Genomic DNA, 18,965 nt, shown 5'->3' on the forward strand with positions numbered 1-18,965 from the left:
TCAGGCCGCGGCGGGCGCCGCGGGGGCGGAGCTGGTGAGCGCGAGGTAGACGTCGTCGAGGGTGGGTTCGGTCAGGTCGTAGCCGGTCGCCTCGACCCCAGCGTCGCTGACGGCGGCGACGACACGGGCGAGGTCGCGGGAGGCAAGGATCGGCACGATGACCGAGCCCTTCGCGGCGCGGTCGGATGGCTCGAATCCCGCAGCTCGAAGGAAATCTGCTGCGCGCTGGGTTTCGCCGTCGGTGCTGAAGGTCACCGTGACCGACAGGGTCCCGACCTCGGCCTTCAACTGTTCGCTTGTGCCCGACGCGACAACGGCCCCATCGGCGAGCACCATGATCGAGTCGGCGAGCCGGTCAGCTTCGTCGAGGTACTGGGTTGTGAGCAGGATTGTCGTGCCGTCGTCGGCGAGTCCCTGCACGATCTCTTGCACGCTTGAGCGCGCTTTCGGGTCGAGCCCCGTCGTCGGCTCGTCGAGGAAGATGACCTCGGGGTGGCCGACAATGCTGGCCGCCAGGTCGAGCCGGCGTCGCATTCCACCGGAATAGGTGCGGGCCGGTCTGCCTGCGGCTTCTGTGAGCTGAAAGACGTCGAGCAGTTCATCGGCGCGCGCGCGGGCCTCGGCGGAGGTTGCCCCGAGGAGGCGGGCGATGAGCACCAGGTTCTCGCGGCCGCTCAGATAGTCATCGACCGAAGCGAACTGGCCGGTGAGGCCGATGAGTGCCCGGACCCGGGCCGGATGCTCGGTGACGTCGAACCCGGCCACCCGCGCGCGGCCCGAAGTGGGCGGCAGCAGCGTGGTGAGGATGTTGACCAGGGTGGTCTTGCCTGCGCCGTTGTGACCGAGCAAGCCGAGCACGGTCCCACGCTCAACAGTGACACTCACTTCTCGCAGGGCTTGCACGCTGCCGAAGCTGCGGCCGACATGCTCGACCTCGATCATGGCCGAGCCAGTGTGCGTGCTCATGAGATGCTCCAATCGCTCGCCGACATGCGTCGACTGTACGAGTGAACTCTATGAGTCGGCTATGACTCAGCTGGGCCCGGAGGAGCGGAGAATGGGGGATTCGAACCCCCGAGGGCGTTAACCCAACACGCTTTCCAAGCGTGCGCCATAGGCCACTAGGCGAATTCTCCTGACGAACGATCCCGGTCTCCCGGCATCGGCCTCACAGAATCTTACGCGATATCCGGGGCATCGATATTCGGGGCAGCGCCGGGCGCTCGCGGCTGTGGGAGGGCTTCAGTGTCGTCACGTACACTCGCTCGCACCTCGCCATGTGCTGATGCCCTGACGCGCTGAGGCACGCACGCACGCTCGCTACAAAGGAGTACTCATGACACTGCTCGACACCGCCACCTGGCACGGCAAGATCAACATCAACGGCTGGACTGAGGGCGGCGGTGAGGCCATCGCCGTCATCGAACCCGCGACAGGAACCACCATCGGCAGTGTTGGCGGGGCGAGTGTCGCCGACGTCAACCGGGCTGCCACCGCGGCGGCCGACGCCCAGAAAGAGTGGGCGCTCCGCACACCCGAACTGCGCGCAGCGGTGCTCCGCAAGGCCGGCCAGCTCTTCGAAGACCACGCCGAGGAGATCCACGATTGGATCGTGCGCGAGGCAGGCTCCATCCCGGGCAAGGCCGCCCTCGAAACGCACATCGCGGCAAACGAATGCTTCGAGGCATCCGCCCTGCCGTCGCATCCGCACGGTGAAGTGCTCACCTCGAACGAGCCACGCTGGTCGCTCGCACGCCGACGCCCAGCCGGGGTCGTCAGCGTCATCGCGCCGTTCAACTTTCCCCTCATCCTCTCGATCCGCTCTGTCGCCCCGGCGCTCGCGCTCGGCAACAGTGTGCTGCTCAAGCCAGACCCCCGCACCGCCGTCTCCGGCGGCGTCGTGCTCATGCGCGTCTTCGAAGAGGCAGGCCTGCCCGCCGGCGTGCTGCAACTGCTCCCAGGTGGGGCGGATGTCGGCGCCGCCGTCTGCGAAGCCCCCGAGGTGCGCGTCATCTCGTTCACCGGTTCAACCGCCGCCGGCCGCAAGGTGGGCGAATCCGCCGCGCGCAACCTGAAGCGCGCCCACCTCGAGCTCGGCGGCAACAACGCGCTCATCGTGCTCCCGAGTGCCGACCTCGACGCTGCCGTCGCCGCCGGCGCGTTCGGCTCCTACATGCACCAGGGCCAGATCTGCATGACCACTGGGCGCCACATTGTCCACGAGAGCATCCACGACGAGTACGTCGCGCGGCTCGCGGCGAAGGCCGACTCGCTTGCGGTCGGTGACCCTGCCGCCGGCCCCGTGCACCTCGGCCCCATCATCGACGAGAAGCAGCTCGCCCACATCGACTCCGTCGTGAGTGACGCCGTCGCCGCCGGCGCAACCCTCTCGGCCGGTGGCACCGCCGAGAACCTCTTCTACCGCCCGACCGTGCTGAGCGGCATCGACCGCGACAACCGCGGGTGGACCGAAGAAATCTTCGGCCCCGTCGCCCCCGTCATGAGCTACAGCACCCTCGACGAGGCCATCGAGCTCACCAACGCAAGCGAATACGGGCTCGCCGTCGGCATCCTCGGCGACGTGGGGGAGGCCATGACGGTCGCCGACCGCATCCACTCGGGCAAAATCCACATCAACGAGCAGACCGTCTCCGACGAAGCCAATGCACCATTCGGCGGGGTCGGGGCATCCGGCACCGGTTCGCGCATCGGTGGTGCGACCGCCAACATCGAGGCGTTCACCGAAACCCAGTGGCTCACCCTGCGGCCGGAGATTGCGCCCTACCCGTTCTAGTCCGCAGTTCGGTTGCGGTTCGGCGGGCGTCGGCGGTTCGGCTGCGGTTCGGCGGGCGTCCGCGGTTCGGTTGCGGTTCGGCGGGAGAATTGTGTGAGGGCGGGCAAAACTTCGCCCGCCCAGACACAAAACTCCCGCCGAACGCGGCTGCGAGCATCCGCTAGACTCGACGGTGGCTCCTCGCGTGGCGCCATCCAGGCCAACTCCCCCAGGGCAGAAATGCAGCAAGGGTAACCAGGCTCTGGCGGGTGCGCGAGGGGTCCTTTGCATTTTCGGGCAAGCTCGCTGCGCTCGCGCCCGATGCCTCGCTTCGCTCGGCCTTCTGCCGCGAAAGTGGGAGGGTGCGTCATCCTGGGGCGGCGCACCGCGCAGTCAGGCGCCGGGCATAAGGTTGCAGCGTGGCCCGGAGCATCTACATCACGTCCGTTGAAGGACACGCAGGCAAATCCACCATCGCGCTCGGGCTACTCGACACCCTGAGCCACGAGGCCCGCAGCGTCGGGGTGTTCCGGCCTGTCGCCAGGTCAACCCACGAGCGCGACTATGTGCTCGAACTCCTTCTCGCCCACGACGGCGTCGACCTCCCCTATGAGGAGTGCGTGGGCGTCAGCTACGAAGATGTGCACACTGATCCGGATGCCGCGCTCTCCCGCATCGTCGAACGGTACAAGTCGGTCGAGCGCCAGTGCGATGTCGTTGTCGTGCTCGGTTCGGACTACACGGATGTCGGCAGCCCCACCGAGCTCTCGTTCAACGCCCGCATCGCCGCCAACCTGGGGGCGCCGGTGTTGCTCGTGCTCGGAGGCCAGACGATCGACGGCGCCAGTCGCACGCCCGACGAGGTTCGCCAGGTGTTCGGGCTCGCCCATCAGGAGCTCGAAACGGCTCACGCTCACGCGGTCGGCGTGATCGCCAACCGGGCCGACCCCGAGCAGCAGACGGAGATCGTCGCCGAGCTGCAGGATGCCGCGGGGCCCGACGTCCTCGTCTGGGCCATCCCAGAAGACCCCTTCCTTATCGCGCCGAGCATGGCGCAGCTCCTCACCGCGGTTGATGGCGAACTCATCAAGGGTGATCCCGCGTTGCTCGCCCGCGAGGCCCTCGGCGTCGTCATGGCGGGCATGTCGATGGAGAACTGCCTCACCCGCATCACGGAGGGTGCGGTTGTGGTGGTGGCGGGCGACCGCAATGATGTGTTGCTCGCGCTGCTGATGGCGCATGCATCCGACACCTTCCCGTCGCTTGCCGGCATCATCCTCAACGGCGGGTTCGAGTTGCTGCCGCAGATCGAGCACCTCATCGACGGGCTCGGCTCGAGCCTGCCGATCGTGCGCACCGGCCTCGGCACCTATGACACGGCGCGGCGGGTGACGCAGACGCGCGGGCGGATGGCGGCCGACTCCCCGCGCAAGTTCGACACGGCGATCGCCCTCTTCGAGCAGCATGTCGATGGCGAGGCGCTCCTCGAGCGGCTTGAGGTGTCGCGCACCGACACGATCACCCCGCTCATGTTTGAGTATGACCTGCTCGACCGGGCGCGCTCCGAGCAGCGACACATTGTGTTGCCGGAGGGGAGCGATGACCGCATCCTCAAGGCCGCGAGCACCCTGCTGCGGCGTGGTGTCGCGAAGCTGACGATTCTCGGCGACGAGGGCGAGGTGCGGTCGCGGGCAACGTCGCTCGGCCTCGATCTTTCGGCAGCGAGCATCCTGAGCCCGTTCGATGAGGAGCTGCGCGAACGCTTCGCGGTCGAATATGCGAGCCTCCGTGCACACAAGGGCGTCACGGTTGAGGATGCCCGCGACATCATCACCGACGTGAGCTATTTCGGCACCATGATGGTGCATCTTGGGCTCGCCGACGGCATGGTGTCTGGTGCCGCGCACACGACGGCGCACACCATCCGCCCCGGGTTCGAGATCATCAAGACGAAGCCCGAGACCTCGGTCGTGTCGAGCGTGTTTCTCATGTGCCTCGAGGATCGCGTGCTCGTCTACGGTGACTGTGCCGTCATCCCCGACCCCGACGCCGAGCAGCTCGCCGACATTGCCATCTCCTCGGCGGCAACGGCGAAGCAGTTCGCGATCGAACAGCGCATCGCCATGCTGTCGTATTCGACGGGGGAGTCGGGCAGCGGTGCCGACGTTGAGAAGGTGCGCCGGGCGACAGCCCTCGTGAAGGAGCGTCGCCCAGACCTCCCGGTGGCTGGCCCGATTCAATACGATGCGGCGGTCGACGCCTCGGTCGGCAACTCGAAAATGCCCGGCTCAGATGTGGCTGGGCGCGCGACGGTGTTCATTTTTCCCGACCTCAACACGGGCAACAACACCTACAAGGCGGTGCAGCGGAGCGCCGGCGCGGTCGCAATCGGGCCGGTGCTGCAGGGCCTCAATAAGCCGATCAACGACCTTTCGCGGGGGGCGCTCGTGCAAGACATCGTCAATACGGTCGCGATCACGGCGATCCAGGCGGCGGATGCCTCGTGAGCCTCGTATTCGTCGTCAACTCCGGGTCATCATCCATCAAGTACCAGCTGGTGGATGTCACCACCGAACAATCGCTCGTGAGTGGTCTCATCGAGCGCATCGGTGAGGCTGGCGAGGTCCCCGACCACACGGCCGGAATGCAACTCGTGCTCGATGCCCTCGGGCCCGATCGCGACATCGTGGCCGTCGGGCACCGCGTCGTCCACGGTGGCCCGCGCTTCTCGGCGGCAACCCTCATCACGGACGAGGTCGAGCGCGCAATCGATGAGCTCTCGGCGCTCGCCCCGCTGCACAACCCTGCGAATGTGCTCGGCATCCGTGCCGCGCGGCTCGCGCTGCCCCAGGTGCCGCACGTCGCCGTCTTCGATACGGCGTTCCACCAGACCCTGCCGCCAGAGGCCTACACCTACGCGATCGACGCCGCCCTCGCGGCCGAGCATCAGGTGCGGCGCTACGGGTTTCACGGCACGTCGCACCAGTATGTCTCTGAGCAGACGGCGAAGTTTCTCGACCGGCCGCTGGGCGAACTCAAAACCATCGTGCTGCACCTTGGCAACGGGGCATCCGTCACCGCGGTCGACGGTGGTCGATCGGTTGACACTTCGATGGGGCTCACCCCGCTTGAGGGGCTCGTGATGGGCACGCGTTCTGGCGACATCGACGCTGGGGTCGTCTTCCATCTCGCGCGGCAGGCGGGGCTCGGCATCGACGAACTCGACACGCTGCTCAACCGCCGCAGCGGGCTGCTCGGCCTCACCGGCACCGGCGATATGCGCGACGTGCAGGAGGCGGCGTCGACCGGCGACGAGTCGGCGCTTGCCGCGCTCGCCGTGTGGCGGCATCGCATCCGGCACTACATCGGGGCGTACATCGCCGCCCTCGGCGGTCTCGACGCGCTCGTCTTCACGGCCGGCATCGGCGAGAACAACGCGCTGCTGCGCCGCCGTGCGCTTGCCGGTCTCGAGTTTTTTGGCATCGAGATTGACGACGACCGCAACGAACTCGCCTCCCGAAGCGCGCGCTACATTTCGCCGGAGGGCGCCCGCGTCGCGGTGCTCGTCGTCCCCACCAACGAGGAGCTCGAGATCGCGCGCCAGTCGGCCGCCCTCGTCGCTGAGTAGTTCGCGGGCCCTGCCTCCCTTCAACAGGAGAAATTCGTCGACGCGCCGCGAGTTGCCTCCGGTTGGTCGGTGTGTCGTCAGTTCATCCTGTTGAGCCAACGCCGTCGCGAGTCCACGAGCAGCTGGCGCAACGCCATCAGCACTATGGGCCACTCGTCATCAGCCAGATTCTCGGGCCCGAGGCGCAGTGTCGGGATGCTGTAGACCTGCGCCAGCAGCGTGCGGCTTCGATCCCGGCGGCGCGCCTCGGGCCTCGAGTGGAACGCCTCGCTGTCCATCTCCACGACCACTGCGCCCTCGACGAAGAGGTCGACGTGTCCGATCCCCGGGAAATACCACTGGGGCTCGACACGAAGCCCCTCCGAGCGAAGCCGTAGCCGCACGATGCTCTCGTTTCCGGAGCCCGCGCGGCCATCAAGCGACGTGTCCATTCGTGCCAGGCGGTGGGGTAGCGAGTCGTGGATCTCATTCCACTCCGACTTCGAGATCACATCGAGCGCCAGCGAGGAATCGACCGCGGCGACAGCATGCTCGAACGACTGGCAGAGGATTGCCTGAGCGAGTGCATCCTTCGCAGAGACGATCCAGTCCAGCTCGGGCTCCGGCCAACGCTGGGTTCGCCAATGGGTGACAGGCGGCCCCGACGCTGCCGCCCTGATCGGCTCCATCTCGTGTGCCCTCGTGTGGCGGAGCGATGGATGGGGCTCGGGCCTGGATGCTGCAGGTCTCGCGGATGCTGCACGTCTGGTGGGCGCGAGATCGAGCCGTGAAGCGCTCGGGGGCACGTGCAGGTGCAGGGCGTCTCCCTCGCCGGACCAGACTCCCAGTCGGCGCAGGGCGCTGACGCAACCGATCCGTGCGCCGGCCGAGATGGCGCGCATCTGGTCTGCGTCGGCCCGCGCGGTGGCGAACCAGCCCCGGATGGGCCGTGTAAGATGGCCCGAGGCGAGCGCTTGAGTAATGTGCGCTCGGGTGACACCGTACCGGCGCAGGGTTGCGAGGCGGGCGATATACCCGAGATCGCGCATCACAGATGAGAGGGTGCTATCCATGCCCGAATGGTCTCTTTCCTGAGCGAGACGGAGCGCCGAGTTGGCCGCCTGGGTCAGCAGTGTTGCCGGACAAGGAGGGTGGAGGAGGGGTGTTCGAGCGTTCGTGGTCGGCAACCCACGTAGCCCAACAGGAGGAATCTCACGCCACGCCGTGCGCGCCGCACGATCTCTCGGAGTGTTGCTGAATGCATCCTGCTGGATTACCTGACGGCGAGTGTGTTGATGTCGAGCGCACCGAACAGCGCGACCGACTCCGCCTGTCGGTCGCCGCGACTACCATTGACCCCGTGGTTACCGCCCTCTATCGCCGCTACCGGCCCGAGACCTTTGCCGAACTCATCGGCCAGTCGCAGGTGACCGATCCGCTGACGACGGCACTCCGCACCGACCGGGTTAACCACGCTTACCTCTTCAGTGGTCCGCGCGGCTGTGGCAAGACGACATCCGCCCGCATCCTCGCCCGCTGCCTCAACTGTCACGAGGGGCCCACCGACACCCCGTGCGGAGTCTGCCCCAGCTGCGTCGAACTGAGTCGTGACGGTGGCGGTTCGCTCGATGTTGTCGAGATCGACGCCGCGAGCCATAACGGTGTGGATGACGCACGTGATCTTCGCGAGCGTGCCGTGTTTGCCCCCGCGCGTGATCGCTACAAGATTTTCATCCTCGACGAGGCCCACATGGTCACGCCGCAGGGGTTCAACGCGCTCCTCAAGATCGTGGAGGAGCCGCCGGAGCACATCAAGTTCATCTTCGCGACGACCGAGCCAGACAAGGTCATCGGCACGATCCGTTCGCGGACGCACCACTACCCGTTCCGGCTCGTGCCGCCAGCGCAGATGCTCGACTATGTCGGACACCTTTGCGAGAGCGAGGGTGTCAAGGTCGAGGCCGGCGTGCTGCCGCTCGTCGTGCGTGCCGGTGGGGGTTCCGTGCGAGACACGCTCTCCCTCCTCGATCAGCTCATCGCCGGTTCCGAGGGCGACACTGTCGTCTACGGGCGCGCGGTGGCGCTGCTCGGGTACACGCACGGCGCCCTCCTCGGCGAGGTCATCGATGCACTCGGCGCGAAGCATGCCGAGAGCGCCTTCGAGACGATCGATCGCGTCATCCAGACGGGGCAAGATCCGCGCCGGTTCGTTGAGGATCTGCTTGAGCGGCTCCGCGATCTCATCGTCGTGAGTGCGTTCCCTGCGGGCAATCATCAGGCGGCCGCCGCGGTCCTCCGTGGGGTGCAGCCTGACGAACTCGACACGATGGCGCAGCAGGCGGCCCGATTCGGCCAGGCCGAGCTCAGCCGCACCGCCGATCTTGTCGCCAACGCTCTCACCGAGATGACAGGTGCAACGTCGCCGCGGCTGCATCTCGAGCTCATGGTCGCGCGAGTGCTGGTGCCCGCCTCTGACGAAACCGAGCGAGGTGCTCTCGCACGCGTAGAGCGGCTCGAGCGCCGCGTCGGTGTCTCGGGCCCGCAACCGGCAAGTGCCGCCTCCGCAGCCCTCGCCACCTCGACGCCCGCCAGCCCTGCCTCCGGCGCCTCGGTGCCCGCCAGCTCAGTGCCTGCCAGCTCGGCCGCCGCCGCGCCCTCGGTGCCGCCCGCCCGTGCCGCAGCGACGCCGGTCGCGAGTCCGCCACCCCCGGTCGCGAAGACTGACGCGGCCCCAGCAGCGTCAGCACCCCCAACAGCATCAGCACCTGCTTCCGCGACCCCGCCACCAGCACCTGACGACCACCAGCCCGACCCCGCTGTGACGCAGGCGACCCCGGTCGGCCCGGTCACCGTGCAGCAGGTTCGGGATGCTTGGCCACAGGTGCTCGAACACGTGCAGCAGACGAAGCGCACGGCGTGGATGGTGCTGTTCACTGCCCAGGTGCGGGAGTTGCGCGATGGCGAGGTGCTCGTGCTCGAGTTCCCAAGCCAAAAGGATGTCGAGATGCTCAAGGCGCCGTCGGCACCCGGCGAGGGTGTCGGCGACTACTTGAAGCGGGGTGTCGCAGAGGTGCTGGGGTTCACCCCGAAGCTCGTCGCGCGCGTCGCAGTGGTGGGCGCACCGTCGAGCGATCCCGCGCCGCAGGCACCCCCAACTCCAGCGGCGGAGGCTTCAGCGGCGGATGCTCCAGCACCAACCGCAGCGGCACCAACCGCAGCGGCACCAACCCCAGTAGCACCAACTGCCGAGGCAGCCGCCTCGCCGACGCCGACCCCGGCCAGTTCCGATGCCACCGCGGATGCAGCTCCAGGCGGCTGGGCCACCGTCACCATCCCCGGCGCGTCGGTCTCGGGAGCTACAGCGCCAGGCGCCCCATCTGCCACCGCCCCAGTTGCCACCGGCCCATCTGCTACGAAGCCAGCTGCCACGAAGCCAGCTGTCCCCGCGGCCGCAGCACCGACCGCAGCAGCGCCCGCGAGTGATGAGCCGCCATTCGACGACGAACCTCCCTACGACCCCGACTACGATTCAGCCCCACCGCCGGCCGACCGGCCATCCTCCAAAGCGCCAGCGAAGGCAGCGAAGCAGCCCCCGAAGCAGGGCTCCAGAGCAGCGTCGCCACGCACTGAAGGCACACCGAAGGCCGGCGCCCCAAACGCAGGCACCCCAAACGCAGACACTCCGGCGCCGCGCACCCAGTCGGGTGGCGGTCAAAAATACGGCGAGGCGGTGGTGCGGCAGGTGCTCGGGGCGACGTTCATCGAAGAGCAGCCGCACGATCCGCGCGTGACTCCTGGAGCAAGCTGACATGTACGAGGGAATCGTTCAGGAGCTCATTGATGAGTTCGGCCGTCTTCCGGGGATCGGTCCCAAGTCGGCGCAGCGCATCGCGTTCCACATTCTCCAGACGGAGTCGTATGACACGACCCGGCTCGCCGAGCTCCTCACGATCGTGCGCGAGCGGGTGCGGTTCTGCGGTATTTGCGGCAATGTGACCGAGCACGAGACCTGCAGCATCTGTCGTGATCCGCGCCGCTCGCCCGCGACGATCTGTGTCGTCGAGGAGGCGAAAGATGTTGTGGCGATCGAGCGCACGCGTGAGTTCCGTGGTCTCTACCATGTGCTCGGTGGCGCGATCAGCCCGATCGATGGCATCGGCCCAGACGACCTGCGCATCCGCCAGCTCATGCAGCGCCTCGCCGACGGCACCGTCACCGAGGTGATTATCGCGACCGACCCGAACCTCGAGGGGGAGGCGACTGCGACCTACCTCTCGCGGCTGCTCCAGCAGCCAGGGCTCTCCGTCTCACGCCTTGCCTCGGGCTTGCCTGTCGGCGGCGACCTCGAGTACGCCGACGAGGTTACGCTTGGGCGGGCGTTTGAGGGGCGAAGGCTCGTCGAGAACTAGCCACTACAATTGGATGCTTGCGCGTCACCCGACCGCGCACACCACAGACTTCGGGAGTATTTTCGCGTGTCCCTGATTGTGCAGAAGTATGGCGGCTCGTCCGTGGCGGACGCCGCGGGCATCAAACGCGTTGCAGAGCGAATCGTCGAGACACGGCGTGCTGGCAACGATGTGGTGGTCGTCGTCTCTGCCATGGGTGACACGACGGACGAGCTTCTCGACCTTGCGGATGCCGTGTCGGGTGAACCCGCTGGTCGCGAACTCGACATGCTACTCACGGCGGGGGAGCGCATCTCGATGGCCCTGCTCGCGATGGCGATCCGCGACTTCGGTGAAGAGGCGCGCTCCTATACCGGCTCCCAGGCGGGCATGATGACCGACGAGAAGCATGGCGCTGCCCGCATCGTCGAGGTGTCACCGCAACGCGTGCGCGATGCGCTCGATCACGGGTACATCGCGATTGTCGCGGGCTTCCAGGGCTTCAACCGCGATTCCGGCGACATCACGACGCTCGGGCGCGGCGGGTCGGACACGACTGCGGTCGCCCTGGCCGCGGCCCTCAATGCCGAAGTGTGCGAGATTTATACCGACGTCGATGGGGTGTTCACGACTGATCCGCGTATGGTGCAGAGCGCCCGCAAGATCGACCGCATCACCGCCGAAGAGATGCTTGAGCTTGCGGCAGCCGGCGCGAAGGTTCTCTATATTCGCGCAGTGGAATATGCCCGACGCCATGGCGTCACACTGCATGTCCGATCCTCGTTCAGCCGCAACGAGGGCACCCTTGTGGTGAATCCGAAAGAGGGAGAGACCGTGGAAGAACCGATTATCACGGGTATCGCCGCTGATCTCAGCGAAGACAAGATCACCGTCGTCGGCGTGCCCGACGTACCGGGCACGGCCGCACGCATTTTCACGATCGTCGCCAATACCGGCGCGAACATCGACATGATCGTGCAGAACACCTCGACGGTCGACACTGGTGTTGCTGACATTTCGTTCACGCTGCCGAAGTCGCAGGTGCGGGCTGCGCTCGATGCGCTTGAGGCCGGTCGCGAGGAGGTCGGTTTCACCCGCCTGCAGCACGACGACGGCATCGGCAAGATCGCCCTCGTCGGCGCCGGTATGCGCACCAACACGGGTGTTTCGGCGAAGCTGTTCACGGCGCTCTCTGAGGCGGGCATCAACATCGAGATGATTTCGACGAGTGAGATCCGCATCAGCGTCGTCACGAGGGCCGACATTGTGCCGGCCGCCGTGCGCATCATCCACACCGCCTTCGACCTCGATGCCGAGGACGAAGCCGTCGTCTACGGAGGGACCGGTCGATGACCACATCAGGAATCAACATCGGCGTCGTCGGCGCCACCGGCCAGGTCGGCACGGTTGTGCGGCAGCTGCTCGAGGAGCGTGACTTTCCTGTCGCGAGCATCCGGTTCTTCGCTTCGGCGCGCTCGGCGGGGACGACGCTCCCGTTCAAAGGCGAGCAGATCGTGGTCGAAGATGCTGCGACGGCAGACCCCAGCGGTCTCGACGTTGCCATTTTCTCTGCCGGCGCAACCCTGTCGAAGGCGCAGGCGCCGCGGTTCGCTGCGGCGGGCGTCTCGGTCGTCGACAACTCTTCCGGTTGGCGCATGGACCCCGACGTGCCCCTCGTGGTGAGCGAGGTCAACCCTCACGCGCTCGACGACGCGTCGAAGGGCATCATCGCGAACCCCAACTGCACGACCATGGCGGCCATGCCGGTGCTCAAGGTGCTGCACGACGAGGCCGGCCTCGAGCGACTCATCGTGAGCACCTACCAGGCGGTGTCGGGTGCCGGGCTCAAGGGCGGTGTCGAGCTGCTCGAGCAGGCGCGCGCCGCGGTCGAGCAAGACGCCCTCCAGCTGGTCCACGATGGCTCAGCCGTCACGATGCCGGCACCGTCGGCCTTCCCCAAGAACATCGCGTTCGATGTCATCCCGCTCGCTGGCAGCATCGTCGATGACGGCCTCAATGAGACGGATGAGGAGAAGAAGCTCCGCAACGAGAGCCGCAAGATCCTTGAGATCCCGGAGCTCCTTGTGAGTGGCACGTGCGTGCGGGTCCCCGTGTTCACTGGGCATTCCTTGTCGATCAATGCCGAGTTCTCCCGTGCAATCTCGCCTGAGCGGGCCGCCGAGCTGCTGTCGGATGCTGCGGGCGTCGTGCTCACCGACATCCCGACGCCGCTCGAGGCCGCAGGCCAAGACCCGAGTTTTGTCGGCCGCATCCGTCAGGATGAGGGCGTGCCCGGTGGACGGGGCCTCGCGCTGTTCATCAGCAACGACAACCTCCGCAAGGGTGCCGCGCTGAATGCCGTGCAGATCGCCGAGCTCCTCGCCGCGCGCCTCTCGGTGTCGGCGACGTCGGCGTAGTGTTCGGCAAGATCGTCAGATCTTTCGGCCAGCGTAACGCCGAGCATTGTGTGCGCCCCGTTGTGGCGGGTGCGCTGATGTCGGCGGCGTAAACTTAAGCGTGTGAGTGCTTCCGCGAATTCTTCATCCCAGCCCCTCGATGTTGCCCTGATCGGCGGCGGCATCATGAGCGCGACGCTCGGCGCAATTCTCAAGCAGGTCCAGCCCGACTGGAGCATCGAGATCTTTGAGGCGCTCTCCGAGACGGCGCTGGAGAGCTCAAATCCGTGGAACAACGCCGGTACTGGCCACGCGGCGCTCTGCGAGCTGAACTACGGCAAGGAGCAGGCCGACGGCAGTTTCGAGATCGAGACGGCCGTCAAGGTGAACGAGCAGTTCCAGGTCTCGCGCCAGTTCTGGTCATTCATGGTGCGGGAGGGGCTGCTGCCTGAGCCCTCGTCGTTCATCAACCCTGTGCCGCACATCAGCTTCGTGTGGGGCGACGCCAACGTCGATTACCTCCGCCGTCGCTTCGAGTCGCTTGCGGGGCATCCGCTGTTCAGCGAGATGGAGTTCAGCGATGACCCCGCCGTCATCCGCTCGTGGGCACCGCTCCTGATGCCCGGCCGCGCCAAGTCGCAGCCGATCGCCGCAACTCGGGTCGTTGGCGGCACGGATGTCGATTTCGGCGCACTCGCCAAGTCGCTGCTCTCGTATCTCACCGACAATGACGCCAAGCTCACGCTCGAGCGCAAGGTCACGGGCCTCAAGCGCCAGCGCGATGGCCTCTGGCGCATCACATCACGCCACGTCGTCGGTGGCACCCCCGCGGTGCGTCATGCCCGCTTCGTTTTCGTTGGCGCCGGTGGTGGCGCGCTCTCGCTGTTGCAGAAGTCCGGCATCCCTGAGGCGAAGGGCTACGGCGGATTCCCCATCAGCGGCCAGTTCCTCCGCACCGACAACCCGGCGGTTGTCGCGCGGCACCGAGCGAAGGTCTACGGCAAGGCGTCGGTGGGTGCGCCGCCCATGTCGGTGCCGCATCTTGATGCTCGCGTCGTCGACGGGCAGGGCAGTCTCATGTTCGGCCCGTATGCGGGCTTCTCTCCCAAGTTCCTCAAGACCGGCTCATGGTTCGACCTGCCGTTCTCGCTGCGGCCGAGCAATATCATCCCGATGCTCGCCGTCGCCAAAGACAATTTCGACCTCGTGAAGTACCTCGTGACGGAGCTCGTCGCCACGCGTGAGAAGAAGTTCTCGGCGCTTCGCGACTTCATGCCTGAGGCAAAGCCGGAGGACTGGCGCCTCATCACGGCCGGCCAGCGCGTGCAGGTCATCAAGAAGGATGCCAAAAAGGGTGGCGTGCTCCAGTTCGGCACCGAGGTGGTGGCGGCGCAGGACGGCTCGATCGCCGGGCTTCTCGGCGCGTCACCTGGTGCTTCTACCGCCGTGCCAATCATGATCTCGTTGCTCGAGCGCTGCTTTCCCGACCGGATCGATGGCTGGAAGCCGCGACTGAAGGTCATGATCCCGAGTCTTGGCACGCGTCTTTCTGATGATCCCGAGCTCGCGAAGCAGACGATGGCATCGACCTCAGCGGACTTGTCGCTGGCCTGACAATCAGCGCCTCGTGAGGTAACCGGGGCACAGGCCGCCCCGCGCGTCTCGTCGGAGACTCGTTCTACCCCGAAAAACGGGGTACAGGGCACTGCGTCGACCTGCCATACTCGGACTTATTCATTCTTCGGAGGGGTGGTTCCGTGTCAGTCGGCCTGCCCGCGAATCTTGCAGTTCGTGCCCTCAGTCGTGCGCTCGCTCGCGCGGCGCACGGCATGGCGTTTGCCGCGCTCATCTGCGGTGTGGTCATTGTCGTCGGATTCGCCGCCGCGTACCCCGATCGCATGATCTTGCCAGCCCTGCTCGCGCTCGCGGTCATGTTTCCGATGCTGCGGCTCGTCAGCGATTCGCAACGGGCACTGACCGGGCTGGCCTATCTTGCGGTAGGTGCCGCCGCGACGTTCGTGTACACCTATACCTTTGCCGCTCAGCTGCCAGAGGTCATCCTCGCGGCCGTACTGTGGTTGGCGCCGCCGAAGATTGCCCTCGTCTTGGTGGCGGGGGTCGGCACGGGCCTCGCCCGGGCCCTGACCTGGACGTTCAGCGGCTACCTCGTCGCTGAGGTCTCATCGATCCTTGCCCTTCGCCTGGCAGGTCTGCCACTTGTGCTCGACTTCCTCACCCTCGCCATCCTCGCCGAGGTGGTCGCAGTGTGTCTCCTTGCCTTCATTTCGTCACGGAATGCCAGTCGCACGCATCCGAAGTTGCAGCGTGCGGCCCGTGACGAACTGCTTGATGACATCCGTTCGCGCATGGAACTGCGGGCTGCTGCACTAATGCATGACACCATCCTCAGCCATCTCGCTGCGATCGCGAGCTCATCGAGCGACACACTGAAGCCGAGACAGAAGGAGGGCATTGAGCGCGATCTCAAGATCCTCGTCGGACAGGAGTGGCTGATCGGCGGCGAGCATGAGAGCCACGGCGACGGTGCTGATGAGCGCGCATCTCCGCTTCGTCAGGCGATCAGTGAAGTCCGTGCGGACGGCCTCGAAGTCATCGGTACGGGTGATTTCGCGTCGATCCAGCGTCTCGGCTTCGAGCAGGCCACTGCGCTCGGCCTTGCTGCGAAGCAATGCCTCGTCAACGTGATCAAGCACTCCGGAGTCATGAAGGCCGAAGTTGCCGTGTACGCCTCAGACGATGAGGTGTCGGTGATGATCATCGATGCGGGGAAGGGCTTCTCCGATTCGGCTGTGGGTTCTGACCGCCTCGGACTGCGTGCGTCGGTGCAGGATCGCATCCAGGCGGAGGGCGGAACAGTGCAGGTGTGGTCGACCCCCGGAGCGGGAACGTCGATCCTCATCCAGATCCCCGTCAGCGCCTCCCCAGATTCTGCGAGCCGTCCGGCTCCAGCCCTGGGCTCGCAGTCTGTCGTGTCGGGGCCGCTGCCCACGATCGACGACGCATCGGACACCCCCGGTGGCTCGGAGCCACGGCAGTGAGGCCTCCAGAGCGCACGCGACAGGAGCTCGACCCGCTCGGGGCATTCTCGACTCGCATCATCACCATCGGTGCGGCTCTCGCGGCATTCAGCTACGCGGCCGGGATGGTGGTCACAAACCTGGACCTCATTGCGCTGCCGGGAGTCGCTCTTCTCGCACTTGTTGCCTTCGGCATTGGATCCGTGATCGTCACCTCGGCAACCGACCCGTACCGCGGGCCCTTCCACCGGGTCCGTCACACGTGGGTGGTGGTGCTTTCTGTAATCGGAGCCGCGTTGCTCACGGCGTCGAGTTGGGAGTCCGCCGACTATTTCTCGCTCGGCTGGGTCGGGCCGGTAGCGCTTGGGCTGTTCTCGATTGGGATGTCGTCGTATCGGCCGGTGCGCGAGTTGGTCGGCTATACGACCCTGGCCGCAGTGCTGATGGGGTTCGTCACCATGCTCCAGGCGCTGGACAACCCGCTCGAGGGCGTCCCTGCGCCAGCGCTCGTCGGTATCATTTTGCTGCCCCTGCTCGCCCTCAATTTCAGCGCCGCCGCGTTTACGAACAGCATGATCGCGTCGGTTGAGCGTTGGCGCAACAAGGCGAGCGAGGCCGTCGACAGGATTTCTGAGGCGCAAGAGCCTGGCATCGCTCGTTCGGTGCAGCAGGATCGTGTGATAATCCTCAATCGCGAGGTGGTGCCGTTTTTCGCGAGCGCACTCGAGGCAGAGGAGATCACTCCGGAGGTGCGCGATCGCGCTCGCGCAATCGCCGAGGCGATCCGTGCGGTGATGGTGGCCGAAGTCGATCGCACGTGGCTCGAAAACCTTGTAGACCACCTTCGGGCACGGGTTCGGCGCGACGGCGAGGTTCCTGACACGACGCCGGTCGTGTTCGACGACGACAATGTTGCGAACCTGATGAACTACGACCAGCGCACGGCACTTCGGGCCCTGCTCGTCGCAATCTTCGACCAGATGGACAATCGGCCGCAGGGTTTCGAGATTGTGCTCGCCCGTGCTGGTGATCGCTACCAGGGCTTTGTCGCGGTGCACGTCGAGATGGTCGACGGCGTCGTGAAGTCACGCTTCGGTCCGTACCTCGCCGTCATGCGGGTGGTGTTCCGTCGGCTTCGCGCTGAGTACCTGCAGTCTGTGCTGACAGTAAGATTCGTCTATGACCAGCGATAGCCAAGGGGGGTCGGAGTCAGGGGACGACACTGTCGCACTGAACTCCGAGGGGGCGACGCGACGCATTCGACTTGCGCTGCTCGACGACCATGAAGTTCTGCTCGACAGTTTGTCGAGCTGGATTACGACGAATGCGACCGACTTCGATCTCGTGTTGAGCGCCCACACGTGGCTCGAGCTCGTGCACAGCGAGAACTTTCCCACCGACCTCGTCTTCATCGACTTCCAGCTCAAAGAGTCGGTGTCGATCGAGGCCCGTGTCCGCACCTGCCGTGCCGCGGGTGCCAAAGTTATTGTGCTCACGAGCCTCGACACCCGAGATGCCCGTGATCGTGCGCTCAGCGCCGGCGCAGCCGCGTTCTTGTCGAAGTCGCTGCCGATGAACGAGGTAATGGATGTCGCGCGCCGCGTGATGGGACTCGACCGCGGGGTCACCCCGCAGCAGAGCTGGCGTCCATTGCCCACCGGCGCAATGAATCAGGCGCGGCCCAAGCTCAGCCAGGGCGAGATCGATGCACTCAAGCTTTATGTTTCGGGTCACAGCACGACCGAGGTCGCGCGGCAGATGAACGTGCAGTATGAGACGGCGAAGACGTATTTGCGCCGCGTGCGCGAGAAGTATGCGAAGGTCAACCGGCCGGCGAGCAAGAAGGCGGAGCTCATCCGTCGTGCGGCAGAGGACGGGTTCTTGCAGTAATGGCGAAACTGTATTTCCGCTACGGAGCCATGAACAGTGGCAAGAGCACGGCGCTGCTCCAGGCCGCCTACAACTATGAGGAGCGCCACCAGCACGTGCTCCTCGCGAAGCCTCGCGTTGACACCAAGGGTGACGACCAGATCATCTCGCGTTTGGGGGTGACGCGCGGGGTGGATTTTGTCATCGAGCCTCGCGATGACGTCTACGTCCTCTTCGCGGAGGAGCGCGCGAAGGTGCGTCAGCGCACGGGTGACGATGTGAGCTGCCTCCTTGTCGATGAAGCACAGTTCCTCAGTGAGCGACAGGTTGACGACCTGCTCCGAATCTCGATTCTTGAGGGTGTGCCGGTGCTCGCCTATGGCATCCGCACCGACTTTCAAACGGTCGCGTTCCCCGGCAGCCGGCGCCTGCTCGAGGTTGCTCATTCGCTTGAGGAGCTCAAAACCATTTGCCGCTGCGGACGCAAAGCCGTGTTCAACGCGCGCAAGGTGGGCAACACGTTCACGTTCGCCGGTGATCAGGTCGCAATCGACCAATCGACGGATGCCATGGCCTCACGCCCCCGCAGTGCGCTCGGCGCCGGCGGTGCCTTCAGTGTGAGCTACGAGTCCCTCTGCGGCGCCTGCTATCTCGAGGAGAGCGGTGGCGCGCTCAGCAGTGGGCGCGAAACCACCATCGAGTCCGTCTACGATTCGGCGCCAGACCCCGACTTCATGTAGCCGCCACGGCTGCCATGCAGAAGGCCCCCTCCGATGGAGGGGGCCTTCTGTGCTGTCGGGGTAACAGGATTTGAACCTGCGACCTCTTCGTCCCGAACGAAGCGCGCTACCAAGCTGCGCCATACCCCGAGCAATCCACAGCAGCGTGCAGCTG

14 protein-coding genes, 2 tRNA genes and 1 other RNA gene are annotated in these 18,965 nt (G+C 65.9%); 13 read left to right on the forward strand and 4 right to left on the reverse strand.

Features of this window, described 5'->3' with window-relative positions; genetic code table 11:
• Nucleotides 1-966: an ATP-binding cassette domain-containing protein gene (locus ACY48M_RS00405; RefSeq protein WP_462818270.1), complete on the reverse strand. Its 966-nt coding sequence runs from the start codon at nucleotides 964-966 to the stop codon at nucleotides 1-3.
• An 85-nt stretch (nucleotides 967-1,051) separates the two neighbouring features.
• Nucleotides 1,052-1,136: transfer RNA gene (locus ACY48M_RS00410), tRNA-Ser, on the reverse strand.
• A 200-nt stretch (nucleotides 1,137-1,336) separates the two neighbouring features.
• Between ACY48M_RS00410 and ACY48M_RS00415 the strand changes: the two genes are divergently transcribed.
• The 4 genes from ACY48M_RS00415 to ACY48M_RS00430 all read left to right on the forward strand — a co-directional run bounded on the left by ACY48M_RS00415 (nucleotide 1,337) and on the right by ACY48M_RS00430 (nucleotide 6,401).
• Nucleotides 1,337-2,794, forward strand: coding sequence for a benzaldehyde dehydrogenase (locus ACY48M_RS00415; protein WP_462818271.1), 1,458 nt, complete (start codon nucleotides 1,337-1,339; stop codon nucleotides 2,792-2,794).
• 171 nt (nucleotides 2,795-2,965) lie between these two features.
• An RNA gene (gene ffs, locus ACY48M_RS00420) (signal recognition particle sRNA small type) lies at nucleotides 2,966-3,062 on the forward strand.
• 130 nt (nucleotides 3,063-3,192) lie between these two features.
• Complete coding sequence (pta, locus tag ACY48M_RS00425) at nucleotides 3,193-5,280, forward strand: phosphate acetyltransferase (protein ID WP_462818272.1); 2,088 nt, start codon at nucleotides 3,193-3,195, stop codon at nucleotides 5,278-5,280.
• The gene (locus ACY48M_RS00430) at nucleotides 5,277-6,401 is read left to right on the forward strand and encodes an acetate/propionate family kinase (protein WP_462818273.1); all 1,125 of its coding nucleotides are present in this window, start codon (nucleotides 5,277-5,279) and stop codon (nucleotides 6,399-6,401) included. The genes pta and ACY48M_RS00430 overlap by 4 nt, the downstream gene beginning before the upstream one ends.
• 77 nt (nucleotides 6,402-6,478) lie before the next feature.
• Here ACY48M_RS00430 and ACY48M_RS00435 read toward each other — a convergent pair whose 3' ends face one another.
• Nucleotides 6,479-7,453 (reverse strand): hypothetical protein, encoded by a 975-nt coding sequence (locus ACY48M_RS00435; RefSeq protein WP_462818274.1) that lies wholly within the window; start codon nucleotides 7,451-7,453, stop codon nucleotides 6,479-6,481.
• 287 nt (nucleotides 7,454-7,740) lie between these two features.
• On the opposite strand from ACY48M_RS00435, the gene ACY48M_RS00440 reads away from it, so the two are divergent.
• The 9 genes from ACY48M_RS00440 (at nucleotide 7,741) to ACY48M_RS00480 (ending at nucleotide 18,811) form a co-directional block, all read left to right on the forward strand.
• On the forward strand, nucleotides 7,741-10,188 hold the full coding sequence (locus ACY48M_RS00440) for a DNA polymerase III subunit gamma and tau (RefSeq protein WP_462819224.1): 2,448 nt from the start codon (nucleotides 7,741-7,743) through the stop codon (nucleotides 10,186-10,188).
• A gap of 1 nt (nucleotide 10,189) precedes the next feature.
• Nucleotides 10,190-10,789: a recombination mediator RecR gene (gene recR / locus ACY48M_RS00445; protein WP_462818275.1), complete on the forward strand. Its 600-nt coding sequence runs from the start codon at nucleotides 10,190-10,192 to the stop codon at nucleotides 10,787-10,789.
• A 66-nt stretch (nucleotides 10,790-10,855) separates the two neighbouring features.
• Nucleotides 10,856-12,121 carry an aspartate kinase gene (locus ACY48M_RS00450; protein ID WP_462818276.1) on the forward strand — a complete coding sequence of 422 codons (1,266 nt, stop codon included), beginning with the start codon at nucleotides 10,856-10,858 and terminating at the stop codon, nucleotides 12,119-12,121.
• A complete protein-coding gene (locus ACY48M_RS00455) occupies nucleotides 12,118-13,185 on the forward strand; it encodes an aspartate-semialdehyde dehydrogenase (RefSeq protein ID WP_462818277.1) in 1,068 nt (355 codons plus the stop codon). The genes ACY48M_RS00450 and ACY48M_RS00455 overlap by 4 nt, the downstream gene beginning before the upstream one ends.
• 102 nt (nucleotides 13,186-13,287) lie before the next feature.
• Entirely contained in the window at nucleotides 13,288-14,778 is a 1,491-nt protein-coding gene (locus tag ACY48M_RS00460) for a malate:quinone oxidoreductase (protein ID WP_462818278.1), read from the forward strand.
• A 143-nt stretch (nucleotides 14,779-14,921) separates the two neighbouring features.
• Nucleotides 14,922-16,223: a sensor histidine kinase gene (locus ACY48M_RS00465; protein WP_462818279.1), complete on the forward strand. Its 1,302-nt coding sequence runs from the start codon at nucleotides 14,922-14,924 to the stop codon at nucleotides 16,221-16,223.
• Complete coding sequence (locus tag ACY48M_RS00470) at nucleotides 16,220-17,395, forward strand: hypothetical protein (protein WP_462818280.1); 1,176 nt, start codon at nucleotides 16,220-16,222, stop codon at nucleotides 17,393-17,395. Before ACY48M_RS00465 ends, ACY48M_RS00470 begins: the two co-directional genes overlap by 4 nt.
• Nucleotides 17,382-18,092, forward strand: a complete 711-nt coding sequence (locus ACY48M_RS00475; RefSeq protein WP_462818281.1) for a response regulator transcription factor — start codon at nucleotides 17,382-17,384, stop codon at nucleotides 18,090-18,092. Before ACY48M_RS00470 ends, ACY48M_RS00475 begins: the two co-directional genes overlap by 14 nt.
• Nucleotides 18,092-18,811 (forward strand): thymidine kinase, encoded by a 720-nt coding sequence (locus tag ACY48M_RS00480; protein ID WP_462818282.1) that lies wholly within the window; start codon nucleotides 18,092-18,094, stop codon nucleotides 18,809-18,811. The genes ACY48M_RS00475 and ACY48M_RS00480 overlap by 1 nt, the downstream gene beginning before the upstream one ends.
• A gap of 55 nt (nucleotides 18,812-18,866) precedes the next feature.
• On the opposite strand, the gene ACY48M_RS00485 is transcribed toward ACY48M_RS00480, so the two are convergent.
• Nucleotides 18,867-18,940, reverse strand: a tRNA-Pro gene (locus ACY48M_RS00485).
• Nucleotides 18,941-18,965: the final 25 nt, after the last annotated feature.

This window comes from Homoserinimonas flava, from assembly GCF_054969005.1.